Origin of the sequence: Prauserella muralis (genome assembly GCF_003202285.1) — a bacterium.
Taxonomy (GTDB): Bacteria; Actinomycetota; Actinomycetes; order Mycobacteriales; family Pseudonocardiaceae; genus Prauserella_B; species Prauserella_B muralis.
The window spans coordinates 612,987-636,269 of the sequence record NZ_MASW01000007.1 but is presented as its reverse complement, the minus strand read 5'-3'; the positions used below and the strand labels follow the sequence as shown (position 1 = coordinate 636,269).

26 protein-coding genes are annotated in these 23,283 nt (G+C 72.6%); 20 read left to right on the top strand and 6 right to left on the bottom strand.

Annotated elements, in window-relative coordinates:
• The first annotated feature begins 16 nt into the window (after window positions 1-16).
• Both steA and BAY60_RS32650 read left to right on the top strand, forming a co-directional pair.
• On the top strand, window positions 17-1,201 hold the full coding sequence (gene steA, locus BAY60_RS32655; protein WP_112285235.1) for a putative cytokinetic ring protein SteA: 1,185 nt from the start codon (window positions 17-19) through the stop codon (window positions 1,199-1,201).
• Window positions 1,198-2,145: a copper transporter gene (locus BAY60_RS32650; RefSeq protein ID WP_112285234.1), complete on the top strand. Its 948-nt coding sequence runs from the start codon at window positions 1,198-1,200 to the stop codon at window positions 2,143-2,145. Before steA ends, BAY60_RS32650 begins: the two co-directional genes overlap by 4 nt.
• 79 nt (window positions 2,146-2,224) lie before the next feature.
• Here the strand turns inward: BAY60_RS32650 and BAY60_RS32645 are convergent, their stop codons facing one another.
• From BAY60_RS32645 to aroA, 3 genes are all read right to left on the bottom strand, one after another.
• Window positions 2,225-2,719: an SRPBCC family protein gene (locus BAY60_RS32645; protein WP_112285233.1), complete on the bottom strand. Its 495-nt coding sequence runs from the start codon at window positions 2,717-2,719 to the stop codon at window positions 2,225-2,227.
• Entirely contained in the window at window positions 2,716-3,078 is a 363-nt protein-coding gene (locus BAY60_RS32640; RefSeq protein ID WP_245992909.1) for an ArsR/SmtB family transcription factor, read from the bottom strand. The genes BAY60_RS32645 and BAY60_RS32640 overlap by 4 nt, the downstream gene beginning before the upstream one ends.
• 84 nt (window positions 3,079-3,162) lie before the next feature.
• The gene (gene aroA, locus BAY60_RS32635; protein WP_112285231.1) at window positions 3,163-4,422 is read right to left on the bottom strand and encodes a 3-phosphoshikimate 1-carboxyvinyltransferase; all 1,260 of its coding nucleotides are present in this window, start codon (window positions 4,420-4,422) and stop codon (window positions 3,163-3,165) included.
• Window positions 4,423-4,519: 97 nt separating this feature from the next.
• Here aroA and BAY60_RS32630 point away from each other — a divergent pair, with 97 nt between their 5' ends.
• The gene (locus BAY60_RS32630) at window positions 4,520-6,220 is read left to right on the top strand and encodes a CTP synthase (protein ID WP_112285230.1); all 1,701 of its coding nucleotides are present in this window, start codon (window positions 4,520-4,522) and stop codon (window positions 6,218-6,220) included.
• The gene (locus tag BAY60_RS32625) at window positions 6,217-6,843 is read left to right on the top strand and encodes an NUDIX domain-containing protein (RefSeq protein WP_112285229.1); all 627 of its coding nucleotides are present in this window, start codon (window positions 6,217-6,219) and stop codon (window positions 6,841-6,843) included. Before BAY60_RS32630 ends, BAY60_RS32625 begins: the two co-directional genes overlap by 4 nt.
• Window positions 6,844-6,863: 20 nt before the next feature.
• On the opposite strand, the gene BAY60_RS32620 is transcribed toward BAY60_RS32625, so the two are convergent.
• Entirely contained in the window at window positions 6,864-7,370 is a 507-nt protein-coding gene (locus tag BAY60_RS32620; RefSeq protein WP_112285228.1) for a DUF1707 domain-containing protein, read from the bottom strand.
• A gap of 62 nt (window positions 7,371-7,432) precedes the next feature.
• Here BAY60_RS32620 and xerD point away from each other — a divergent pair, with 62 nt between their 5' ends.
• The 6 genes from xerD to BAY60_RS32590 all read left to right on the top strand — a co-directional run bounded on the left by xerD (window position 7,433) and on the right by BAY60_RS32590 (window position 12,305).
• A complete protein-coding gene (gene xerD / locus BAY60_RS32615; protein WP_211330540.1) occupies window positions 7,433-8,368 on the top strand; it encodes a site-specific tyrosine recombinase XerD in 936 nt (311 codons plus the stop codon).
• A gap of 105 nt (window positions 8,369-8,473) precedes the next feature.
• Window positions 8,474-9,439 carry a ParA family protein gene (locus tag BAY60_RS32610; RefSeq protein WP_112285227.1) on the top strand — a complete coding sequence of 322 codons (966 nt, stop codon included), beginning with the start codon at window positions 8,474-8,476 and terminating at the stop codon, window positions 9,437-9,439.
• Complete coding sequence (locus tag BAY60_RS32605) at window positions 9,436-9,873, top strand: cobyrinic acid a,c-diamide synthase (protein WP_112285226.1); 438 nt, start codon at window positions 9,436-9,438, stop codon at window positions 9,871-9,873. The genes BAY60_RS32610 and BAY60_RS32605 overlap by 4 nt, the downstream gene beginning before the upstream one ends.
• Window positions 9,873-10,751 carry a segregation and condensation protein A gene (locus tag BAY60_RS32600; RefSeq protein WP_112285225.1) on the top strand — a complete coding sequence of 293 codons (879 nt, stop codon included), beginning with the start codon at window positions 9,873-9,875 and terminating at the stop codon, window positions 10,749-10,751. The genes BAY60_RS32605 and BAY60_RS32600 overlap by 1 nt, the downstream gene beginning before the upstream one ends.
• Window positions 10,748-11,572 carry an SMC-Scp complex subunit ScpB gene (gene scpB / locus BAY60_RS32595; protein ID WP_245992908.1) on the top strand — a complete coding sequence of 275 codons (825 nt, stop codon included), beginning with the start codon at window positions 10,748-10,750 and terminating at the stop codon, window positions 11,570-11,572. Before BAY60_RS32600 ends, scpB begins: the two co-directional genes overlap by 4 nt.
• The gene (locus BAY60_RS32590) at window positions 11,562-12,305 is read left to right on the top strand and encodes a pseudouridine synthase (protein WP_112285224.1); all 744 of its coding nucleotides are present in this window, start codon (window positions 11,562-11,564) and stop codon (window positions 12,303-12,305) included. The genes scpB and BAY60_RS32590 overlap by 11 nt, the downstream gene beginning before the upstream one ends.
• 205 nt (window positions 12,306-12,510) lie before the next feature.
• Here BAY60_RS32590 and BAY60_RS32585 read toward each other — a convergent pair whose 3' ends face one another.
• Together BAY60_RS32585 and BAY60_RS32580 are read right to left on the bottom strand one after the other, a co-directional pair.
• Window positions 12,511-13,707 (bottom strand): cation:proton antiporter, encoded by a 1,197-nt coding sequence (locus BAY60_RS32585; protein WP_112285223.1) that lies wholly within the window; start codon window positions 13,705-13,707, stop codon window positions 12,511-12,513.
• A gap of 6 nt (window positions 13,708-13,713) precedes the next feature.
• Window positions 13,714-14,196, bottom strand: a complete 483-nt coding sequence (locus BAY60_RS32580; RefSeq protein ID WP_112285613.1) for a cation:proton antiporter regulatory subunit — start codon at window positions 14,194-14,196, stop codon at window positions 13,714-13,716.
• Between the two features lie 157 nt (window positions 14,197-14,353).
• Between BAY60_RS32580 and mbhE the strand changes: the two genes are divergently transcribed.
• The 10 genes from mbhE (at window position 14,354) to der (ending at window position 23,197) form a co-directional block, all read left to right on the top strand.
• Window positions 14,354-16,684 carry a hydrogen gas-evolving membrane-bound hydrogenase subunit E gene (gene mbhE / locus BAY60_RS32575; protein ID WP_112285612.1) on the top strand — a complete coding sequence of 777 codons (2,331 nt, stop codon included), beginning with the start codon at window positions 14,354-14,356 and terminating at the stop codon, window positions 16,682-16,684.
• A complete protein-coding gene (locus BAY60_RS32570; protein ID WP_112285222.1) occupies window positions 16,681-17,241 on the top strand; it encodes an MnhB domain-containing protein in 561 nt (186 codons plus the stop codon). Before mbhE ends, BAY60_RS32570 begins: the two co-directional genes overlap by 4 nt.
• Entirely contained in the window at window positions 17,238-17,621 is a 384-nt protein-coding gene (locus BAY60_RS32565; protein ID WP_112285221.1) for an NADH-quinone oxidoreductase subunit K, read from the top strand. Before BAY60_RS32570 ends, BAY60_RS32565 begins: the two co-directional genes overlap by 4 nt.
• A complete protein-coding gene (locus BAY60_RS32560) occupies window positions 17,618-19,150 on the top strand; it encodes a Na+/H+ antiporter subunit D (RefSeq protein ID WP_112285220.1) in 1,533 nt (510 codons plus the stop codon). Before BAY60_RS32565 ends, BAY60_RS32560 begins: the two co-directional genes overlap by 4 nt.
• Window positions 19,147-19,719: a Na+/H+ antiporter subunit E gene (locus tag BAY60_RS32555; RefSeq protein WP_112285219.1), complete on the top strand. Its 573-nt coding sequence runs from the start codon at window positions 19,147-19,149 to the stop codon at window positions 19,717-19,719. The genes BAY60_RS32560 and BAY60_RS32555 overlap by 4 nt, the downstream gene beginning before the upstream one ends.
• 14 nt (window positions 19,720-19,733) lie before the next feature.
• Window positions 19,734-20,000: a monovalent cation/H+ antiporter complex subunit F gene (locus BAY60_RS32550; RefSeq protein WP_112285218.1), complete on the top strand. Its 267-nt coding sequence runs from the start codon at window positions 19,734-19,736 to the stop codon at window positions 19,998-20,000.
• Window positions 19,997-20,338, top strand: a complete 342-nt coding sequence (gene mnhG, locus BAY60_RS32545; RefSeq protein ID WP_211330539.1) for a monovalent cation/H(+) antiporter subunit G — start codon at window positions 19,997-19,999, stop codon at window positions 20,336-20,338. The genes BAY60_RS32550 and mnhG overlap by 4 nt, the downstream gene beginning before the upstream one ends.
• A 98-nt stretch (window positions 20,339-20,436) precedes the next feature.
• Window positions 20,437-21,138, top strand: a complete 702-nt coding sequence (cmk, locus tag BAY60_RS32540) for a (d)CMP kinase (RefSeq protein WP_112285610.1) — start codon at window positions 20,437-20,439, stop codon at window positions 21,136-21,138.
• The gene (locus BAY60_RS32535; protein WP_112285217.1) at window positions 21,135-21,782 is read left to right on the top strand and encodes a lysophospholipid acyltransferase family protein; all 648 of its coding nucleotides are present in this window, start codon (window positions 21,135-21,137) and stop codon (window positions 21,780-21,782) included. The genes cmk and BAY60_RS32535 overlap by 4 nt, the downstream gene beginning before the upstream one ends.
• Window positions 21,779-23,197: a ribosome biogenesis GTPase Der gene (gene der, locus BAY60_RS32530; protein WP_112285216.1), complete on the top strand. Its 1,419-nt coding sequence runs from the start codon at window positions 21,779-21,781 to the stop codon at window positions 23,195-23,197. The genes BAY60_RS32535 and der overlap by 4 nt, the downstream gene beginning before the upstream one ends.
• Window positions 23,198-23,283: the final 86 nt, after the last annotated feature.

Below are 23,283 nucleotides of genomic sequence, written 5' to 3'. Positions count from 1 at the left end.
TTGTCACTATCGGCTCATGAAACTCACCGGCCTGCTCGCACGGTCCAAGGAGGCGCTGCCCGGCATCACCGGGACCGCCCGGGTCGATCGGCGCACCAAGGAGCTGCTGCGGAGGGTCGGGCCGGGGGACATCGTGGTGCTCGACGAGGTGGACATCGACCGGTCCACAGCGGACGCGCTCGTCCGCGCGGAGGTGGCCGCCGTCGTCAACGGCTCACCGTCCATTTCGGGCAGGTTCCCGAACCTCGGGCCGGAGATCATCGTCGGGGCGGGGATCCCGCTCGTCGACGGCGTCGGCAGCGACGTGCTCCGCCGCATCAAGGACGGCAGCCGCGTGCGCGTGCTCGACGGCGCCGTCTACAGCGGCGAGCAGCAGGTCGCGTCCGGAATGGTGCAGACGCCCGACAGCGTGGCCGATCTGATGATCGAGGCCAAGGCGGGCATGTCGACGCAGCTGGAGGCGTTCTCCGCCAACACGATCGAGTTCCTGCGCAGGGAGCGCACGCTGATCCTCGACGGCGTCGGGGTGCCCGACCTGCGCGTGCTCATGCGCGAACGGCATGCCCTCGTCGTGGCGCCCGGCAACGGGCACGCCGAGGACCTGCGCGGCCTCAAGAAGTACATCGCCGAGCACAATCCCGTGCTGATCGGCGTGGACTCGGCGGCGGACACGCTGTGCCGCCACGGCTACACCCCCGACGTCATCGTCGGCGACCCCAACGGCATCGAGGCAGGCACACTGAAGACGGGCGCCGAGGTGGTGGTCCCGGCCCAGCCCGACGGCTACGCGCCCGGCGTCGAGCGCATCCAGGACCTCGGCATCGGCGCGGTCACCTTCCCCGCGTCCGGCAACGCCGAGGACCTCGCGCTGCTGCTCGCCGACACGCACGAGGCCGAACTCATCGTCACCGTCGGCTTCCAGGCCACCCTGCGGGAGTTTCTCGACCGCGGCCGGTCCGGCTCCAACCCGTCGACCTTCCTGACCCGGCTCAAGCTGGGCACCAAGCTCGTCGACGGCAAGGCGGTGGCGACCCTGCACCGCAGCAGAGTCTCGATCGGCGCCGTCGTGCTGCTGGTGCTCGCGGCCATCGTCGTGGTCATCGCCGCCCTGCTGGTCTCCGACGTCGGGGACGTCTACCTGGACTGGGTGGCCGACACCTGGAACTCGTTCACACGCTGGGTCAAGGGGCTCTTCTCGTGATCTCACTGCGGTACCACATCGTCTCCATCGCCTCGGTGTTCCTGGCGCTCGCGGTCGGCGTCGTGCTCGGCTCCACGGCGCTCAACGGCTCGCTGCTGTCGGGGCTGTCTGACGAGCGCGGCGAGCTGGCCACCCAGGTCAGCGACCTGCAGGCCGAACGCAACGCGCTCAACGGCAGGCTGGCCGACGCGGATGCCTTCGCGGGTTCGGTCGGCGGCAAGGTGGTGTCCGGGCTGCTCGACAAGCGCTCCGTCGTGCTGGTGACCACCGCCGACGCCCGGCCCGCCGACCGCGACGCGCTCAAGGAGCTCATCGGCAAGGCGGGGGCGTCCGTCAGCGGCGAGGTCCAGCTGACGCACTCGTTCGCCGACCCGGCCAAGGCCGACCAGCTCCGCGAGATCGTCACGCGGCTGCAGCCCGCCGGCGCGCAGTTCCCGACGGCGGGCGACCCGGGCACGCTCGCCGGTGCCCTGTTCGGCTCCGTGCTGATGCTGGACAAGAACAGCGCCGAGACGCAGTCGTCGCAGTCGGAGCTGTCGGCGGCGCTGGCCGGACTCACCGACGGCGGGTTCATCAAGCCCAGCCAGGACGTCAAGCCCGGGCAGCTGGCGCTCGTGCTCACCGGTGGCAAGGCGGCCGGTGACGGCGCGGGCGACCGGGCGGCCACGCTGGCGCGCTTCGCCACCCAGCTCGACCGGCAGGGCGCGGGCACCGTGCTCGCCGGTGACGCCACCTCCGCCGAGGGCACCGGAGCCATCGGCGTCGCCAGGGCAGACACCGCGGCCACCTCGATCCTGTCCACTGTGGACAACGTCGGCACGGCGGCGGGCCGGATCACGGCGATCCTCGCGCTGCGGGAACAGCTCGAAGGCAACGCCGGTCGCTACGGCGTCGCGGGCAACGCCGAGAGCCCCGCTCCGGGCGTGAACCAGCGAGGCGAGTGACGGCGGTCCGGCGGCGAGCCGAAGGTGCCCGTGGGTACACATCGTGCACCCGCGGGCACCTTCGGCTCGCTCGCCCTGGCTAGCCCTTCGCCAGGTCCGCGTAGTACTCCTTCTGTGCGGGGTAGTACTCGTCGAAGGCCGGCAGCGGCTCCCCGGCCCGCGACGCGACGAGCAGGTCGAGGTAGTACTCCCAGCCGGGGCCGACCTCGCCGACACCGCCGAGATCGATCAGGTGCTGCACGAGCCGCAGCTCGGTGGTGCCTCCGGTCTCGGTGAGCTGGGCCTCCAGGCGCCAGGTGCCGCCCTCGTCGGTCATCGACACGGCGAGGCGCCGGGGCGGCTCGCAGGCGTCGATGCGCAGGTCCGTCCACGGGGCTTCCTCTTCGTGGACGAGCTGCACCTGGACGGTCCTGCCGGCGCCGGGCTCGCCCTTCCACGGGCCGAACCAGCGTGCGGTGCGCTCGGACTCGGTGACACTGGCCCACACGTCGTCGATGGGCGCCCGGAAGGTGCGGGTGAGCACCAGGTCGTGTCCGTCGGCGGTGGGTACGAGTCGTCCGGTGGGTCGCTTCATGCCGTCTCCTGTTCGGTCGCCGCCGCCGGATCGGGCCGGGCCCGCTCCCGCCGCGTTCGGTACACCTCGGTTTCCAGGGCGTCGAGCCGCTGCTGCCAGGCCGGGTCGCTCGTGAACTGGGCGAGCCAGCCGGCCAGCTCGGCCAGCGGCGCCGGGTCGAGCACGTAGAGCCGCTGCCGGCCGGTGGTCTCGGCGCGCACCAGCCCGCTCTCGCGCAGCACCCGCAGGTGACGGCTGATCGCCGGGCGGCTGATGGAGAACCGCCGCGCGATCTCGCCCGCGGGCACGCTGCCCTCGTGCAAGAGCAGCACGAGGATGTCCCGGCGCACCGGTTCGGCGATCGCCTGCGCGGCATCCACGACAGAAGCGTAACTCATCGGTTACGCGTCTGCCAAGACTTCGGGCTCGCCCGGGGTTCCGGGACGAAAACGCCGGTCGGCGGGTCAGGCCGCGAGCATGCTGTGCCAGGCCTCGACGAAGCCGGGGAACGTCTTGCCGACCGTGGCCGGGTTCTCCACCTCGATGCCCGGCACGCGCAGGCCCAGCACGGCGCCCGCCATCACCAGCCGGTGGTCGTCGTAGGTGTGGAACACGCCGCCGTGCAGCGGGGCGGGGCGGATGCGCAGCCCGTCGGCGGTCTCGCTGACGTCGCCGCCGAGCGCGCCCAGTTCCGTGGCCAGCGCGGCGAGCCGGTCGGTCTCGTGCCCGCGCAGGTGCGCCACGCCCGAGATCACCGAAGGGCCGTCGGCGAAGCACAGCAGCGCCGCGATCACCGGTGTCAGCTCGCCGACCTCGTGCAGGTCCAGCGTGACGCCGGGCAACCTGCCCGTGCCGGCGACGGTGAGGCCCGCGGCGTCGAGCCTCACCTCGGCACCCAGTTCGCGCACGAGGCTGCGCAGCCAGTCGCCGGGCTGCGTCGTCTCGGTGGGCCAGCCCTCGACCCGCACCGCGCCGCCCGTGAGCAGCGGGGCCACCACGAACGGCGCCGCCGAGGACAGGTCGGGCTCGACGGTGTAGTCGGCCAGCGCGAGCGTCGCGGGCGGCACGTGGAACTCGTCGAGGTGCCGCTCGGGCGCGGCGCCGAAGCGGCGGAGCATGTCGAGCGTCATCGCGATGTGCGGCTCGCTGGGCGGCGTGCCGGTGAGCCGGACGGTGACGCCCTCGGTGAAGGCAGGCGCGGCCAGCAGCAGTGCCGACAGGAACTGGCTGGAGGCCGACGAGTCGATCTCCACGGCGCCGCCCGCCAGGCCGCCGTGCCCGCGCACGGTGAACGGCGGGGCGGCCCGGCCGCCGTCGGCGATGTCGGCGCCCAGCGCCGTCAGCGCCCCCAGCAGCGGGCCGATGGGCCTGCGCCGGATCGCCTCGTCCCCGTCGAAGTGCACGGTGCGGGAGCCCAGCGTGGCCAGTGCGGGCGTGAAGCGCGCGACCGTGCCCGCGTTGCCGAGGGCGATCGACACCTCGCCCTCGCCCTGGGTGAGCGGCTGCACCCGCACGCCGTCGGCGGTCTGCTCGGAGGCGGCGCCGAGCCGGTCGAGCGCGCCCAGCATGAGCCGCGCGTCCCGGGAGTCCAGCGGGTCACGCACGAGCGTCGGGCCCGCCGAGAGAGCGGCCAGCACGTACGCGCGGTTGGTGATCGACTTCGAGCCCGGAACGCGGACCGCCGCGTCGAGCTTTCCCTCGGCCACCGGCGCTGTCCAGGTCATGTCCCGAGCCACGTGACCACTGTCGCACAGCCGCCGCCACGCGCGGCGGACGAGGTATCGGGCAGAAACGCCGGAGAGTGCGATAAGGTGGAAGCCCGTGGGACTTCAGCCGCGGACAACCAAGTACGTCTTTGTCACCGGAGGCGTCGCCTCCTCTCTGGGTAAGGGGCTGACAGCCTCGAGCCTCGGTCAGCTGCTCACCGCTCGTGGCCTGCGCGTCACGATGCAGAAGCTGGACCCCTACCTCAACGTCGACCCCGGGACGATGAACCCGTTCCAGCACGGTGAGGTCTTCGTCACCGAGGACGGCGCCGAGACCGATCTCGACATCGGTCACTACGAGCGATTCCTCGACCGCGATCTGTCCGGATCGGCCAACGTGACCACCGGGCAGGTGTACTCCACGGTGATCGCGAAGGAACGCCGCGGCGAATACCTGGGCGACACCGTGCAGGTGATCCCGCACATCACCGACGAGATCAAGTCGCGGATCCTGGCCATGGGCGAGTCCGACGGCTCCGGCCTGCAGCCCGACGTCGTCATCACCGAGGTCGGCGGCACGGTCGGCGACATCGAGTCGCTGCCGTTCCTGGAGGCCTGCCGCCAGGTGCGCCACGACGTCGGCAGGGACAACTGCTTCTTCCTGCACGTCTCGCTCGTGCCCTACCTCGCGCCGTCCGGCGAGCTGAAGACCAAGCCCACGCAGCACTCCGTCGCCGCCCTGCGCAACATCGGCATCCAGCCCGACGCCCTGGTCTGCCGAGCCGACCGCGACCTGTCCGAGGACCTCAAGCGCAAGATCGGCCTGATGTGCGACGTGGAGACCGAGGCCGTCATCGCCTGCCCGGACGCGCGCTCGATCTACGACATCCCGAAGGTGCTGCACAGCGAGGCGCTCGACGCCTACGTGGTGCGCAGGCTCGGCCTGCCGTTCCGCGACGTCGACTGGACGGTGTGGGGTGACTTGCTCGACCGCGTGCACAACCCCGCCGAGACGGTGCGGGTGGCGCTCGTCGGCAAGTACATCGACCTGCCGGACGCCTACCTGTCGGTGACCGAGGCGCTGCGTGCGGGCGGCTTCGCCCACCGCGCCAAGGTGGAGATCGTGTGGGTGCCCTCCGACGACGCCACCACGCCCGCGGGCGCGGCCGCCGCGCTGTCCGGTGTGGACGGCGTGCTGGTGCCGGGCGGCTTCGGCGTGCGCGGCATCGAGGGCAAGATCGGGGCGATCAACTTCGCCCGCACCCGCAAGATCCCGGTGCTCGGGCTGTGCCTGGGCCTGCAGTGCATGGTGATCGAGGCCGCACGCAACCTCGCGGGCATCACCGACGCCAACTCGGCGGAGTTCGACGAGAACACGGCCAACCCGGTGATCTCCACGATGGCCGAGCAGAAGGACGTCGTGGCCGGCGAGCGCGACATGGGCGGCACCATGCGGCTCGGCGCCTACCCCGCGAAGCTCGTGCCGGGCTCGCAGGTGGCCGGTGCCTACGGCGCGCGGGAGGTGTCCGAGCGGCACCGGCACCGCTACGAGGTGAACAACGCCTACCGCAAGCGGCTCTCCGACGCGGGCCTGGTGTTCTCGGGCACCTCGCCCGACGACCGGCTCGTCGAGTTCGTGGAGCTGCCCGCCGAGGAGCACCCGTTCTTCGTGGGCACGCAGGCGCACCCGGAGCTCAAGAGCAGGCCCACCCGGCCGCACCCGCTGTTCGACGCGTTCATCCGCGCCGTCGTGGCCTACCGCACGGCCGAGCGGCTGCCCGTGGAGCTGCCCGAGACGCCGGTGGGCGCCCGGTGAACCGACCCGGGACGCACGAGTTCTCCGTGGTGTCCTCTCAGGACATCCACATCGGACGGGTCGTCGGCCTGCGCATCGACGAGGTCGTGATGCCCGGCGGCGGCACGGCGCGCCGGGAGGTGGTCGAACACCTCGGTGCGGTCGCGGTGTGCGCGCTCGACGCCGACGGTGCCGTGACGCTCGTGCATCAGTACCGGCACCCGCTGCGCGACCGGCTGTGGGAGCTGCCCGCGGGACTGCTCGACGCCGACGGCGAGGCCCCGGTGGACACGGCGGCCAGGGAGCTGATGGAGGAGGCGGGGCTCGCGGCGCGGCGCTGGGAGACGCTGGTCGACGTGGCGGCCTCGCCGGGCTTCACCGACGAGGTGGTGCGGGTGTTCCTGGCTCGCGAGCTCACCGAGGTGGACCGCGAGATGCACGGCGAGGAGGAGGCCGATCTGGTGATCAGGAAGGTGCCGCTCGCCGAGGCCGTGCGCATGGCACTGGCGGGGGAGATCGTCAACGGCGCGACCGTGGGCGGCGTGCTGGCCGCGCACGCGGTGCTCACCGGTGCCGCCGGGGCCCGCCCCGCCGACGCGCCGTGGCGCGACCGGCCCACGACGTTCGCCTCCCGCGAGCGCTGAGGCCACGGGGCCTTCCCGGCTCAGCCCGACAGGCGGCGGCCGTCGCGGTCCACTCCGCCGTTGACCAGCAGCAGCACCCCGTCGATGATCGGCCAGATCGCACCGACGCCGAGCGTGACCAGCGTGACGAACAGCTGCGCGAGCGCCAGGCCGATGTGGCCGGTGTAGAAGCGGCCCGCGCCCATCGGCAGCACGATCTGCAGCACCCCGGCGACGACCTTCGACCGGTCGGAGACCGGTGCGGGCGGGCCGGCGGGTGGCCGCGCGGCGACCGCGTACGGATTCGGCGGTGCGGACCCGAAAGGCGGCGCGGGCGGCGCCAGGAACGACGGTCGCGGCGCGGGCAGGTCCTCGAACAGCGGCCGCAGCTCGGCCACGGTCCTGGCGGCCAGCGCCCCGGCCACCCGCTCGTCGTACTCGTCGGTGGTCAGCCGCCCCTCGGCGAAGTGGTCGGCGAGGACGCGCGAGGCCTCCTCGCGCTCGGAGGTGCCGATACGCAACTGGTCCGGATCGGGATCGCTCGGCATGTCTCCACGCTACCCGCGGGACTGCGCCCGCGGCGGTCTCTGGCGGTCTCTACAGTGTCCGCGTGCCCAGTGCCAGCGGCTCGTCCGTGCCCGAGGTCGTCGCCGCCTACCTCGACCATCTGACCGTGGAGCGGGGGACGGCGCGCAACACGCTCGACAGCTATGCACGCGACCTGCGCCGCTACGCCGCGCACCTCGAGGCGGCGGGCGTGTCCGGCATCGCCGAGGTCCGCGCCGAGCACATCAGCGCCTTCGGCGTGGCCCTGCGCGAGGGCGACGGCGAGCACCGGCCACTGGCCGCATCCTCGGCGGCGCGGGCGCTGGTGGCGGTGCGGGGCCTGCACCGCTTCGCCCACGCCGACGGCATCACCGAGCACGACCCGGCCCGGGACGTGAAGCCACCCGCGCCCGCGCGGCGGCTGCCGAAGGCGCTGCCCGTGCACGACGTCCTGCGGTTGCTCGACATGCCGTCCAGCGACGGGGCGGGCCCCCTGCGGGACAGGGCGCTGCTGGAGCTGCTGTACTCCACCGGCGCGCGGATCTCCGAGGCTGTCGGGCTGGACCTCGACGACATCGACGACGCCGAACGCACCGTGCTGCTCGACGGCAAGGGCGGCAGGCAGCGCCTGGTGCCGATCGGGCGGCCCGCGCTGGAGGCGCTGCATGCCTACCTCGTGCGCGCCAGGCCGGTGCTGGCGACGCGCGGCCGGGGCACCGCGGCGGTGTTCTTGAACGCGCGCGGCGGGCGGCTCTCGCGGCAGAGCGCGTGGCAGGTGCTCAAGACCCACGCCGAGCGCGCCGGGCTGTCGGCCAGCGTCTCGCCGCACACGCTGCGGCACTCGTTCGCCACCCACCTGCTGGAAGGTGGCGCCGACGTGCGGGTGGTCCAGGAGCTGCTGGGGCACGCGTCGGTGACGACGACGCAGGTTTACACTCTGATTACGGTGAACACTCTGCGTGAGGTTTACACGACGGCCCATCCTCGGGCACTCGGCTGAGGAGGCCGAAAGTCCTCCGTTCGCGCCCGGCGAGCCGCTTTGGCGGTGTTCTGTGAGCCCGCATAGGCTTGCGCCGTCCATGGCCGAACGAGGAGCTTTCGCCATATGTCGACTTCCCAGGAACCGGCCCGGCGTGTCCCGGACAGCCTCAGCCGGGTGAGCATCGCGACCGAGACCGGCGGCGATAGTGGGGAGTTCGACGTGACTGCGCCGGAGGAGACGAACGGCAAGGACCCGAAGGCCAAGCTCGGGCCCACCGGGCGCCCGCTCCGCGAGATTCCGGAGCCGCCCGAGCTGGACAGGCACGGGCCCGCGCGCGTGGTGGCGATGTGCAACCAGAAGGGCGGCGTCGGCAAGACCACCTCGACCATCAACCTCGGCGCCGCGCTCGCCGAGTACGGCCGCCGCGTGCTGCTCGTGGACTTCGACCCGCAGGGCGCGCTCTCGGTGGGCCTGGGCATCCAGCCGCACGAGCTGGACCAGACCGTCTACAACGTGATCATGGAACGCTCGGTGGACGTCGAGGGCGTTGTCCGCAAGACCTCCGTGGACAACGTCGACCTGCTGCCGAGCAACATCGACCTGTCCGCCGCGGAGGTGCAGCTCGTCGCCGAGGTCGGCCGCGAGCACACCTTGCTGAGGGTGCTGAGACCGGTGATGGACCGCTACGACTATGTTCTAGTGGACTGCCAGCCGTCGCTCGGGCTGCTCACCGTCAACGCGCTCACCGCGGCCGATGGGGTGATCATCCCGCTGGAGTGCGAGTTCTTCAGTCTGCGTGGCGTGGCGTTGCTGATCGACACCATCGAGAAGGTGCGCGAGAGGCTGAACCCCAAACTAGATATCACCGGGATTCTCGCCACCATGTTCGATCCGAGAACCCTGCATTCGAAGGAGGTCATGGCGCGCGTGGTGGAGGCATTCGGGGACACCGTGTTCGACACGGTGATCAACCGCACCGTGCGATTCCCTGAGACCACAGTGGCCGGCGAGCCGATCACTCGCTGGGCTCCGAGGTCGGCCGGCGCGGCCGCGTACCGCGCGCTGGCTCGCGAGGTGATCGCTCGGTGAGCAGGAGGGCTTCCCTGCCCGGCGCGTCTGAGCTGTTCCGTCGTACCAGCAACCCCGTCTTCGGGGGGCAGCCCGCGGCGGAGACCGCCAACGGCGACGACAGGAACGCGGGCAACGGCGCGGGCAACGCCGAGGGCAACGGCACCCGGACGAGCCGCGACCGGCGGCTGTCCGGCGAGGGCGCGGCGCGCCGCGGCTCCGGCAGACAGAAGCACGACGCCAAGATCACGGTCTACGTCTCCGGCGACGAGCTGCTCGCGATGGAGCACGCCAGGCTGGCCCTGCGCGGCTCGCACGATCTCGTCGTCGACCGGGGCCGGATCGTGCGGGAGGCGGTGGCCGTGCTGCTCGCCGACTTCGACGAGCACGGGGAGGACTCGGTGCTGGTGCAGCGCCTGCGCGCCGACTTCGATCCCGAGGAAGCCAAGAACTGATGGAGCAGGGGGCCTCGCCCCAGCAGGCCGGCCAGGCCGCCGAGCTCGCCGAGGCGACCGAGGAGGGCGGCGGCGCGTCGTCGCGCTTCAAGGTGCGCCTGGCGAACTTCGAGGGACCGTTCGACCTGCTGCTGCAGCTCATCTCGCAGCACCAGCTCGACGTCACCGAGGTCGCCCTGCACCAGGTCACCGACGACTTCATCGCCTACACACGGGCACTCGGCGCGGGGTGGGACCTGGACGAGACGACGGAGTTCCTGGTCATCGCGGCCACGCTGCTGGATCTCAAGGCGGCGCGGCTGCTGCCCTCGGCGGAGGTGGAGAGCGAGGACGACCTCGCGCTGCTGGAGGCCAGGGACCTGCTGTTCGCCAGGGTGCTGCAGTACCGTGCGTACAAGCAGGTGGCGGCGCTGTTCGCGGAGCTGGAGGCGGGCGCCCTGCGGCGGTACCCGCGCTCGGTGGCGCTGGAGGAGCGCTACGTCGGGCTGCTGCCCGAGGTGATGCTCGGCGTGACCCCGGAGAAGTTCGCCGACATTGCCCTCGAGGTGTTCCGGCCCAAGCCGCCGCCGACCGTGTCGCTGGACCACCTGCACGCGGGCAAGGTGTCGGTGCGCGAGCACGCGGCCATCCTGCGGGTGCGCCTGGCGTCGGCGGGCACGGCGAGCTTCAGCGAGCTGGTCGCCGACTGCGAGCACACCATCGAGGTCGTGGCCCGGTTTCTGGCCCTGCTGGAGCTGTACCGGGAGTCGACGGTGAACTTCGAGCAGCCGGAGGCGCTCGCGGAGCTGCAGGTGCGCTGGACCGGCGGCTCCGTGGAGGACGCCACGGCCGAGGCCGAACGGGACCGCGCGGACGCGGAGAACGAGGAGTACGGGTGAGCGAGCCGGACACGCGAGCCGAGGCACACGCGGAGGCCGAACCGGAGACGCCGGTGGAGCCGGAGGTTCCGGACGTCCCGGACGTCCCCGAGGCCGCCGAGGCGCCGGAGCGGCCTCAGTCGGTGACCGAGTCGATCGACCTGGACGCCGACGAGCCCGCCGGTGAGCCCGGGGAGTGGGCCGAGGCGCCGGACGAAGGCGCTGATGACGGCGAGGACGGCGAGGACGGTGACGCGGGGGACCTGGTCGCCGTCGCCCCGGAGCGGACGCTGCCGGACCTGAGTTCCTACGAGGCGCTGCAGTCGGCGCTGGAGGCGCTGCTGCTGGTCGTCGACTCGCCGGTCAACGAGGAGTCGCTGGCGGAGGCGCTGGAACAGCCGGCGGAGCGGGTCACCGAGACGCTGCGCACGATGGCCGAGGACCTCACCGACCGGGGCAGCGGCATCGACCTGCGCCGGGTCGCCGACGGCTGGCGCTTCTACACCCGCGACACGTACGCGCCGTTCGTGGAGAAGCTCCTGCTCGACGGGCAGCGCTCCAAGCTGACTCGCGCCGCGCTGGAGACCCTTGCCGTCATCGCCTACCGCCAGCCGGTGACCCGCTCACGCGTGGCGGCCGTGCGCGGCGTCAACGTCGACGGGGTGATCCGGACCCTGCTGGCGCGCGGGCTCATCGAGGAGAGCGGCGCCGACCCCGAGACCGGTGGCACGCTGTACGTGACCACGGAGTTGTTCCTGGAGCGGCTGGGGCTGTCGTCGCTGACCGATCTGCCCCCGATCGCGCCGCTGCTGCCCGAGGTGGATTCGATCGATGACATCTGAACACGAGGCCGAGGGCGTCCGGCTGCAGAAGGTGCTGGCGAAGGCGGGCGTGGCGTCGCGCCGTGCCGCGGAGGACCTCATCGCGCGGGGCCGGGTCAGCGTCGACGGCGAGGTGGTGCGCGAGCAGGGGCGCAGGGTCGATCCGGACACGGCCGTGATCCACGTCGACGGGCTGCGCGTGGTGCTGCGCGACGACCAGGTGTACCTGGCGCTGAACAAGCCGCGCGGGGTGCTGTCGACGATGCTCGACGAGCAGGGCCGGCCGTGCGTGGGCGACTACGTGCGCGACCGGCGTGAGCGCCTGTTCCACGTCGGCAGGCTGGACGCCGAGACCGAGGGCCTGCTGCTGCTCACCAACGACGGCGACCTCGCGCACCGGCTGATGCACCCCTCGTACCACGTGACGAAGACCTACCTCGCCGAGGTGGACGGCAGCGTGCCGCGCGGGCTCGGCAAGCAGCTCAAGGACGGCGTCGAGCTGGAGGACGGCCCCGTCAAGGTCGACGAGTTCCGGATCAAGGACGCGCGTCCGGGCCGCACGCTCGTGGAGATCGTGCTGCACGAGGGCCGCAAGCACATCGTCCGGCGGCTGCTGGCCGAGGTGGGCCACCCGGTGCGCAAACTGGTGCGCACGGCCGTCGGCGACGTGCAGCTCGGCGGCACCAAACCGGGCACGCTGCGCAAGCTGACGCGTCAGGAGATCGGCGGGCTCTACCGCTCCGTCGGCCTCTAGCCCCGCGTGGGGCGCGCGCCTGCCGCGGAGCCCAAGGTGCCCTTGGGTACCGGATGCGTGCCGAGGGTGCCCTTGGGCTCGGTGGCGGGTTCGGGTTGGTGGGTGCCGGTCGTGGTGCCGAGGGTGCCCTTGGGTACCGGAGGCGTGCCGAAGGGCACCCTCGGCTCGCCGCCGGGCCGTCGCCTCGGATCGGGGGCCCGTGCCGTCAGGAGACGCCTTCGGCGCCCCGGGCGAGGCCGGTCATGCCGCGCTGCGCCAGCCGCACCAGCGGTTCCACGACGCGCGCCGCGATCGGGCCCGTGATGGCCATCAGCAGCACGTAGGCCGTCGCCAGCGCGGCGAGTTCACCCTCGACGGCCCCGGCGGCCACGGCCAGGCCCGCGATGACGATCGAGAACTCGCCGCGTGCCACCAGCGCCGCACCGGCCCTGGCCCGGCCGAGCCGCCCGATACCCGCGCGCCGCGCCGCCCACCAGCCGGTGACGATCTTGGTGGCCGTCGTCGCCACCGCCAGCACCACAGCCCAGCCCAGCACGGGCGGGATCGAGCGCGGATCGGTGTTCAACCCGAACACCACGAAGAACACGGCGGCGAACAGGTCCCGCAGCGGCTCCAGCAGCCGCGTGGCGTTGATCGCCGTCGAGCCCGAGACCGCGATGCCGAGCAGGAACGCGCCCACCGCCGCCGACACCTGCATCGCCGAGGCCAGCCCGGCGACCAGCAGCGCCGCGCCGAAGATCTTCAGCAGGAACACCTCGCGGTCCTCGCTGTCCACGATCGCCGACACGTACCGGCCGTACTTGAGGGCGACCACGAGCACCACCGTGATCACGGCGAGCGAGATGCCGACCGCCTCCAGGCCGCCCAGGAAGCTGATGCCGCCGAGGACGGCCGTCAGGATCGGCAGGTACAGCGCCATGATCAGGTCCTCGAACACGAGGATGGACAGCACCACCGGTGTCTCCCGGTTACCGAGCCTGCCCAGGTCGCCGAGGACCTTCGCGACGATGCCGGACGAGGAGATGTAGGTGATGCCGCCCAGCACGAACGCCCCGATCGGGCCCCAGCCGAGCAGCAGGGCCACCGCGACGCCGGGCGCGGCGTTGAGCACCGCGTCGAGCAGACCCGCCATCCACGAGCGGCGCAGCCCGGTGAACAGCTCGGCCGCCGAGTACTCCAGGCCCAGCAGCAACAGCAGCAGCACGACACCGATCTCGCTGGCCAGGTCGGTGAACGCGTCGATGTCGCCGAGCGGGATCAGCCCGCCCTCGCCGAAGGCCAGGCCGCCGAGCAGGTACAGCGGGATCGGCGACAGCCCGATCTTGCCCGCGAGCCTGCCGAGGACGCCGAGCGTGAAGAACACGGCGCCCAGCTGTATGAGCGAGAGTGCGGTGTGCTCCACGGAACCTCAGCCGTGGTGCAGGATCTTGACGGCGGCCTCCAGGCCCTCGGCCGTACCCACCACGACCAGGACGTCGCCCGCCGTGAACGTGAACTCCGGTGCGGGCGAGGGATGCACCTGGCCCGCGCGCATCACCGCCACCACCGAGACCCCGGTGCGGGTGCGCATCGCGGTGTCGCCGAGCGTGCGGCCGTCGTACGGCGTGCCGCTCTTGATGGTCATCTGCTTGGTGTTGATCCCGGGCACCTCGCGGTGCTCCTCGGTCAGCTGCGCCACCAGTTGCGGTGCTCCGAGGAGGTTCGCAAGCGCGCCGGCCTCGTCGCTGGTCAGCGGCAACGACGCCAGGCAGGCGTCGGGATCGTCGGACTTGGACACGATCAGCTCGATCTTGCCGTCCCGGTGGGTCACCACCCCGACCCGGCGGCCGTTGTCCAGCGCGAAGTCCTTACGGACGCCGATTCCCGGCAGGGGAGTCACTTCGACGTTCACACTCTCCACCGTAGCTCACCGGGTCCTTCATCCTGCCGCGCGACCGTGCCGGCTGTCGCCGGGGCTCCGTGGCTGCTTCGCAGAGGCCGGTCCCGGTTGACGACGGCTCACCGCCTCACCGGGTTTGCGCACGCCACGGCACGGGTACGCGGGCACGGTGCTGATCGCGATCGCCGCGCTCGTCGCGACGGCCGCGGTGCTTCCGGCCGTCGCCCGACGCTGGGGCCGGGCGGCCTTCGCCGTCGGGTCCGTCGTGGTGCTGGCGACCCTCGGGCTCGCGCTGGTCCGGTACACGGCGGGGTATCGCACCGAGTCGCTGGCGTGGGCCCCGGTCGCCGGTCTGGAGTTCACTGTCCGGCTCGACGCGCTGGCCCTGCTGATGACCGTGCTCGTGTCCGGTATCGGCGCCGTGGTGCTGGCCTACTTCACGCGCTACGCCTCGCGGGGCGAGGAGGGCATCGGCCGGGACGCCGCGGTGCTGGTGCTCTTCGCGGGCGCCATGCTGGGGCTGGTCCTCGCCGACGACGTGCTGTCGCTGTACCTGTTCTGGGAACTGACCTCCATCTGCTCGTTCCTGCTGGTCGGCGGCAACGGGCTGAAGGGCGAGGCGCGGCGCGCCGCCAAGCAGGCGTTGCTGGTGACGATCCTGGGCGGCCTCGCGATGCTGCTCGGGCTGATCCTGCTGGGCACCGCCGCGGGCACGTTCCGCGTCTCCGAACTCGTGGCCAGCCCGCCGGGCGGCGGGGTGGCGGTGGCCGGGATCGTGCTCGTGCTCGTCGGGGTGTTCACCAAGTCGGCGCAGCTCCCGTTCCACCCGTGGCTGCCCGCGGCGATGGTCGCACCGACACCGGTGAGCGCCTACCTGCACGCCGCGGCCATGGTGAAGGCGGGTGTGTACCTGGTGGCCCGGCTGGCGCCCGCCTTCGCGGAACGCCCGGTGTGGTGGGTGCCGCTGGTGGTGATCGGGCTGGCGACGATGGTGCTCGGCGGCTGGCGGGCGCTGCGCCAGCACGACCTGAAGCTGCTGCTCGCGTTCGGCACGGTCAGCCAGCTCGGGTTCCTGCTCGTGCTGCTCGCCGTGGGCACCTACACCGCCGCGCTCGCCGGTGCGGCCCTGCTGCTCGCGCACGGGCTGTTCAAGTCGGCGCTGTTCCTCACCGCCGGGGTGATCGACACCAGGGCGGGCACCCGGGACGTGCGGGAGCTGTCCGGGCTGGGCAGGCGCTGGCCGCTGCTGGCGGCGTGCGCCACGCTCGCCGCCGCGTCGATGGCCGGGCTGCCGCCGCTGGTGGGCTTCGTCGCCAAGGAGGCCGCGTTCAAGGCCTTCACGCACGCGGATCCGCGCTCGGCGCTGGTGCTGGTGGGCGTGCTCGCCGGCTCCGTGCTGACCGTGGCCTACACGCTGCGGTTTCTCATCGGCGCGTTCGGCGGCCGGGGTGCGGAGCCGGGCGAGGTCGGACGCCCCGGCGTGGTGCTCACCACCGCGGTCGCGGTGCCCGTGGCGGCCAGCGTCGTGCTGGGGGTGGCACCGGGCGTGGCGGAGCTGCTCGCCGGGGACTACGCGGGTGTCTTCGGCGCGGCCACCTATCACCTGGAGCTGTGGCACGGCTTCACCCCGCCGCTGCTGGAGTCGGCGATCGTGCTGGCCGCGGGCTATCTGCTGTACCGGCGCACCGCGGCGGCGACCCGGGCGGGGGCGGCACTGCCCGGCGTGCTCGACGCCCAGCGCGGCTACCGCGCTGCCGTCGTCGGGCTCGAAGCCCTCGCGCGCGGGGTCACCAGCCGCCTGCAGACCGGGTCGCTGCCCGCCTACGTCGGGATCATCCTCGTCACCGTCATCGGTGTGCCCGCCGTGGGCCTGCTCACCGGCCCGATCGAGCAGCTGAGCCCGCGGGCGTGGAACTCGGCACTGCAGCTGCCGTTGACGGTGCTCGCCCTGGCGGCCGCGGCGACCGTGCCGTTCGCGCGGCGCAGGCTCACGGCCGTGTTGCTGACCGGGCTGGTCGGCTACGCCATCGGCGGCGTGTTCCTCGTGGTCGGCGCCCCCGATCTGGCATTGGCCCAGGTGCTGGTCGAGACGCTGACCCTCGTCGTGTTCGTGTTCGTGCTGCGCCGCTTCCCGCCCGCGTTCCGGCGCGTCGAGCGGGAGTCCCCGCTGCGGCACCGCACCCGGCTGGTGGTGGCCTGCGCCGGTGGCGCGTTCGTCGCGCTGCTGACGCTGGTGTTCTCCAGCCTCCGCGAACGGCCCTCCGAGGCGGGCGCGGCCTACGTCGCGAGCGCCAAGGACGAGGCCGGCGCCACCAACGTCGTCAACGCCATCATCGTCGACTTCCGCGCGCTCGACACGCTCGGCGAGATCACGGTGCTGCTCGTCGCCGCGACAGGGGCCGCGAGCCTCGGCCTCGCCGCCCGCAGCGCCCGCCGCCGTGCGCTGCCGACCGCCGACGGCGACCGCGGCCAGCGCGAGGACGAGGAGGTGACAGCGTGACCGAGCGCCAGGACTGGGAGCAGTGGGACCTGCCCACCGAGGCGTGGCTGCGCAGCGAACGCGGGTCGGAGGGCTGGCCGCGTTCGCTGCAGCTGGAGGTCACCGTCCGCGTGCTGTTCCCGACCGTGCTCGTGTTCTCGGTCTACCTGCTGCTCGCCGGGCACCACGCCCCGGGAGGCGGGTTCAGCGGCGGGCTGGTCGCGGGCCTCGCGTTCGTGCTGCGCTACGTCGCGGGCGGCAGCGTCGAGCTCGCCTCCGCGGCGCGCATCAAGCCGCCCGCGGTGATCGGGGCCGGTCTCTCCGTGGCGGTACTGACCGCGCTCGTCCCGGTGGCGTTCGGCCATCCCGTGCTCGCCAGCACGCACTGGGAGTGGCACGTCGCCGGGTTCGGCGACGTCAAGCTCGCCACCAACCTGTTCTTCGACATCGGCGTGTACCTGCTCATCGTCGGCCTCGTGCTGGATCTGCTGCGCAGTCTCGGCGCCGGCATCGAGACCAGGGACCTGGAGCGCGAACAGGAGCGGGAGCGGCGACGAGCGGAGGAGGAGCGCCGGTGACGGTGGACGTGACGACGGCCGTGCTGCTCGGCGGCCTCTACGGAGTGGGCTTCTACCTGCTCATGCAGCGCTCGCTGATGCACATCATCCTCGCGCTGGTGATTCTCGGGCACGGCGCCAACCTGCTGCTGCAGGCCGCGGGCGGGCCACCCGGCGGACCGGCGTTCGTCGGCATCGTGCCCGCCGCGGCCATGTCCGACCCGCTGCCGCAGGCGCTCGCGCTGACCGCCATCGTCATCACCTTCGGGCTCACCACGTTCCTGCTGGCTCTCAGCTACCGCTCGTGGGTGCTGCTCGGTCACGACGAGGTGCAGGACGACATCGAGGACCATCGGCTGCGCCGGCGTGAGCTCGGCGAGGCCGAGGAGGCGGGCCGGTGAGCACGCTCGTCGCACTGCCCGTGCTGCTGCCTCTGCTGGCGGCGGCGCTGTCGCTGGTCGCCGGGCCCATCGCGGCGGTGCAGCGGGTGCTCAGCGTCAGCGTGCTCACCGCGATCGCCGCCGTCGCGGGTGCGCTGCTCGTCGCGGCGGATCGCGGCGCCCCCGTGGTGCTGCGGGTGGGCGGCTATGCGCCGCCGATGGGCATCACACTCGTGGCCGACCGCCTGGCCGCCCTGCTGCTGCTCGTCTCGATCGTGGTGATGCTGGGCGTGCTGGTGTTCGCGATCGGGCAGCGCGCCAGCGACCACGGCCCCCGGTCGGCGTCGGTGGCCTTCCACCCGATGTATCTCGTCCTCTCCGCCGGGGTGTCGCTGGCCTACCTCACCGGTGACCTGTTCAACCTGTTCGTGGCGTTCGAGGTGATGCTGTCGGCGTCGTACGTGCTGATCAGCCGCCGCACCAACGCCCCGCGCGTGCGCGCGAGCATGACCTACGTCATCGTCAGCCTCACGTCGTCGCTGCTGTTTCTCACCATGGTCGCGTTCGTGTACGCGGCGACGGGCACGGTGAACCTGGCCGACCTCTCCGGCCGGATCGACGCCTTGCCGGAGGGCGCCAAGGCGGGGCTCGCGCTGCTCATGGTGGTGGTGTTCGGCATCAAGGCCGCGGTGGTTCCGCTGCATTTCTGGCTTCCGGACAGCTATCCGACGGCACCCACGCCGGTGACCGCGGTGTTCGCCGGACTGCTCACCAAGGTGGGCGTGTACGCGATCATCCGCACGCAGACGTTGCTGTTCGGCGAGCACGGCGACTGGGCCTTCCTGCTGGCAGTGGCCCTGCTGACGATGCTCGTCGGGGCGCTCGGCGCCATCGCGCAGAACGACCTCAACCGGATGCTGTCGTTCCTGCTGGTCAGCCACATCGGTTACATGCTGTTCGGGCTGGCGCTGTTCACCGTCGCCGGGCTGACCGGCGTGATCCTCTACGTCGTGCACCACATCGCCGTGCAGGCCGCGCTGTTCCTGGTCAGCGGGCTGGTCACCCGGCACACCGGGACGGCGTCGCTGCGCGACATGTCCGGCGTGGCCAGAACCCACCCGAGAGTCGCCGCGCTGTTCGCGCTGCCCGCGCTCAGCCTGGCCGGGCTCCCGCCGCTGTCCGGGTTCGTCGCCAAGGTGGTGCTGCTGCGCGCGGGCGCGGAGGTCGCCACCCCGATGGCCTACGTCGTGACGGCGGCCGCGGTGCTCACGAGCTTTCTGACGCTGTACGCGATGGCCAGGGTCTGGGTGAGCGCCTTCTGGGGTGAGCCGAGCCCGCCGGTGCCGGACGTGGACCCGACCGACGAGGTCACGGTCGGCACCGGGGTGACGTCGAAGCCGATGCTCGCCTCCGCGGGCGGGGTCGTGGTGGCCGGGCTGGCCGTCGCCGCGCTCGCGGGGCCGCTGTCGACGCTGAGCGAGCGCGCCGCCACCGACCTGCTCGACCGTGGCCCGTACCGGGCCGCCGTGCTGGAGGGGAGCAGCGGATGAGAAGCCGGTTCTCGTTGTCGGTGTTCGCCTGGCTGGTGCTGGTGTGGCTGCTGCTGTGGGGCTCGGCGGACCCGCTGGCGCTGCTCGGCGCCGTGATCGTGGCGCTGGCGGTGCTGCTGCTCTTTCCGCTGCCCACCCGCAGGCTTCCGCTGCTGCGGCCGTTGCGGCTCGCCCGGCTCGCCGGGTACGTGCTGGTCGATCTGGTCACCTCGGCCGTCCGCACGTCCAGGGAGGTGCTGCAGTACGGCGGGAAGGTGCGGGCGGCCGTGGTCGCCGTGCCCGTGTTGTCCGACGTGGACCACGTGATCGCGACCTCGGCGAACCTGGTGTCGCTCACGCCCGACACGTTCGTGCTGCAGATCGACCGCCGGGGGCACGTCTTCTACGTGTACTCGCTGGGGGTGCGCACGCGGGAGGAGGCCGACAGGGCCCACGACCAGGCGCTGGAACTGCAGGTGCGCGTGGTGCGGGCGCTGGGACCCGCCGAGGAGGCCGCCGACGTGCACGAGCGGGCGCACGCGCGACGCAAGTCCGGAGCCGCGTCGCCGGAGCGCGCGCCGGGACGGTAGCTAGGGAGGCACTCGTGACGGTCGTGTTCACACTCACCTTCGGCCTGCTGGCGGCGGCCGGGCTGCTCACCCTGTGGCGGATGCTGCGCGGGCCGCGCACGCTCGACCGGGTGCTGGCCCTGGACGTGCTGCTCGTGCTGATCGTCGCCGGCGTGGCGGTGGGCATGGCGGCGAGCATGCGTGGTCTCGACGTCGTGCTGCTGCTGTCGGTGGCGCTGCTCAGTTTCATCGGCTCGGTCAGCGCCGTGCGGCTCGTCGAGCGCTGGGAGGAGCACCGATGATCGTGCGCGACGTGATCTGCGCGGTGCTGCTCCTCTCGGGCGCACTGTTCTGCCTGCTCGGCGCCCTCGGCCTGGTGCGCTTTCCCGACCTGCCTACCCGGTTGCAGGCGGCGACCAAGCCGCAGACGCTCGGGCTGCTGCTCGTGCTCGCCGGCGCGGCGGTGCGCCTGGAACTGGGCGACGCGCTGGCCCTCGGGCTGGCCGGGCTGTTCCAGGTCATCACCGCGCCCGTGCTCGCTCAGCTGTTCGGCGGTGTCGCCTACCGGACGGGCGCCTGCGAGCCGTCCGTCCTCGTCCTCGACGAGCTGGACGAGCGCCTGCGTGCGGACCGCCGCTGAGCGGCAGGCAGAATAGGACGCCGCAACCAGTCGGCGAGAAGCGAGGAGAACGGTCGGTGGCGCAGGACGGGGCGGGCAGGAGCGCGGCGCTCCGCGGCGTGGTGGCCCTCGACGGCCCCTCGGGGACCGGCAAGACCACGGTGGCGCGCAGGCTGGCCGCCACGCTCGGAGCGGGTTACCTCGACACCGGTGCGATGTACCGGCTGGTGACGCTCGCCGTGCTGCGGGCGGGCATCGACCCCGCGGACACGGCCGCGGTGGCCACGCTCGCCAGGAACGTGGAGCTGAGCATCGGCACCGACCCCGAGCGGCCGTACGCGCGGCTCGCCGGACAGGACGTGGCCGAGGCCATCCGCACCGAGCCGGTCAACGTCGCCGTGTCGCCGGTGTCGGCCGTGCCCGAGGTGCGGGAGGTGCTGGTGGCCGGCCAGCGCCGCATCATCGAGCACGTTCTCGGCACCGTCGGCGGGATCGTCGTGGACGGCAGGGACATCGGCACGGTCGTCGCGCCCGACGCGCCGTTGAAGGTGTTCCTCACCGCCTCGCCCGAGGTGCGCGCCGCGCGGCGCAACGCCCAGGACACGGCGGCGGGCCGGGAGTCCACGGCGGCGGAGGCGCTGGCGTCGGTGGACCGCAGGGACCGCCTCGACTCGTCGAGGGCAGCCTCCCCGATGCGGCCCGCCGAGGACGCGGTGCTGTTCGACACCTCGGAGCTGACCGTCGAGCAGGTGATCGTGGCGCTGTCGGAGCTGGCGAGCCGGCGTGGGCTGCTCGGCGACGGGGTGGGTGCCCGCCGGTGACGGGACTGCCCTCCGGTGCCACCCCGTGGCTGCACGACGTGGCCAGGGGCATCGCCCGTCACCTCTACCGGCCCGCCTACCGGGTGCGGGTGACCGGGACGGCCCGCGTCCCGCGCACGGGACCCGTGGTGCTGGTGGCCAACCACAGCACGATGATCGAGCCGCAGCTGCTGTTCGGAATGCTGCCGCGCCGCTCGGTGTTCCTGGTCAAGGAGGAGATGTTCGCCGGCCCGGCGGGCTGGGGGCTGCGCCGCATCGGCCAGATCCCGGTCCGGCGGGGCGCGCCGGACCGCACGCCGCTGCTGACGGCGAGGGACGTGCTGTCCCGTGGCGGCATGGTCGGGGTGTTCCCCGAGGGCACGCGCGGGTCCGGCGACGTGCGCGAGGCTCACCAGGGCGCGGCGTGGCTGGTGCGCGCGTCCGGGGCCGTGGTGCTTCCGGTGGCGGTGCGCGGCACGCTGCGGCCCCCCGGGTCGGGCCGCCGGTTCCGGCCCCCGGTGGACCTGCTGGTCGGCGAACCGTTCGCCGTCGCGGTCGGTCCCGGCCGTGCCGGGCTCACCGAGGCCACCGAGACGATCCGCGGCACGCTCGCCGCGCTCGTGCGAGAGCTTGATTCACAGAGAAAAGAGACACGACAGACATGACCGAGGCAGACGGCACGTGGTCCGACGAGGCGGAGTTCCTCCGGCTCGACGAGCAGGCGGCCGACGGGCAAGGCGGTGAGGAGCCCGCGCTCGCCCAGCCGGTGCTGGCGGTGGTGGGCAGGCCCAACGTGGGCAAGTCCACACTGGTCAACCGCATCCTGGGCCGCCGGGAGGCGGTGGTGCAGGACGTGCCCGGCGTCACGCGCGACCGCGTGGCCTACGACGCGTTGTGGAACGGCCGCCGCTTCACCGTGGTCGACACCGGCGGCTGGGAGCCCGGCGCGAGCGGGCTGCAGGGGTCGGTGGCCGCGCAGGCCGAGCTTGCGATGTCCACATCGGACGCCGTGCTGCTCGTCGTGGACGCCACGGTGGGCGCCACCACCACCGACGAGGCGGTGGCCAGGGTCCTGCGCCGCTCCAAGCGCCCCGTGCTGCTCGCGGCCAACAAGGTCGACGACGAGCGGCTGCTGGCCGAGACCGCGTCGCTGTGGTCGCTGGGCCTCGGCGAGCCGCACCCGGTGAGCGCCCTGCACGGGCGCAGCTCGGGCGACCTGCTCGACGCGATCGTGGACGCGCTGCCCGAAGCGCCGCGCGACCTCGGCACCACCGCGGGCGGGCCGCGCAGGGTGGCGCTCGTCGGCAAGCCGAACGTCGGCAAGTCAAGCCTGCTGAACAAGCTCACCGGCGAGGAGCGCGCCGTCGTGGACTCGGTGGCGGGCACCACCGTGGACCCGGTGGACTCGCTGGTGGAGCTGGACGGGCAGCTGTGGCGCTTCGTCGACACGGCGGGCCTGCGCAAGCGCGTGCAGACCGCCAGCGGCATGGAGTACTACGCCTCGCTGCGCACCAAGAGCGCCATCGACGCGGCCGAGGTGGTGATCGTGCTGCTCGACGCCAGCGAGCCGGTGTCCGAACAGGACCTGCGGGTGGTGACGATGGTCGCCGAGGCGGGCCGCGCGCTCGTGCTGGCGTTCAACAAGTGGGACCTCGTCGACGACGAGCGCAGGCACCAGCTCGACCGCGAGCTGGACCGCGGTCTGGTGCGGGTGCCGTGGGCCGAGCGGGTCAACGTCTCCGCCCTCACCGGCCGGGCCGTGCGCAAGCTCGCGCCCGCCCTGCGCACGGCATTGCAGTCCTGGGACCAGCGCGTACCGACCGGCCAGCTCAACGGCTGGCTGTCGGACCTGGTCGCCGCCACGCCGCCGCCCGTGCGCGGCGGCAAGCAGCCGAAGATCCTGTTCGCCACCCAGGCCGGCATCCGGCCGCCGACGCTCGTGCTGTTCACCACGGGCTTCCTGGAGGCGGGCTACCGGCGGTTCGTCGAGCGCAAGTTCCGCGAACGCTTCGGGTTCAAGGGCAGCCCGGTGCGGATCAACGTCCGGGTGCGCGAGAAGAAGCCGAAGAAGACCCGCTAAGGCGGTCCAGCCGGGTGGCTGTGCCGGTGGCGGCGACCGTGGCGAGACCTGAACGCAACCTGCCGTTCACCTTCGGGTAGGCTGGT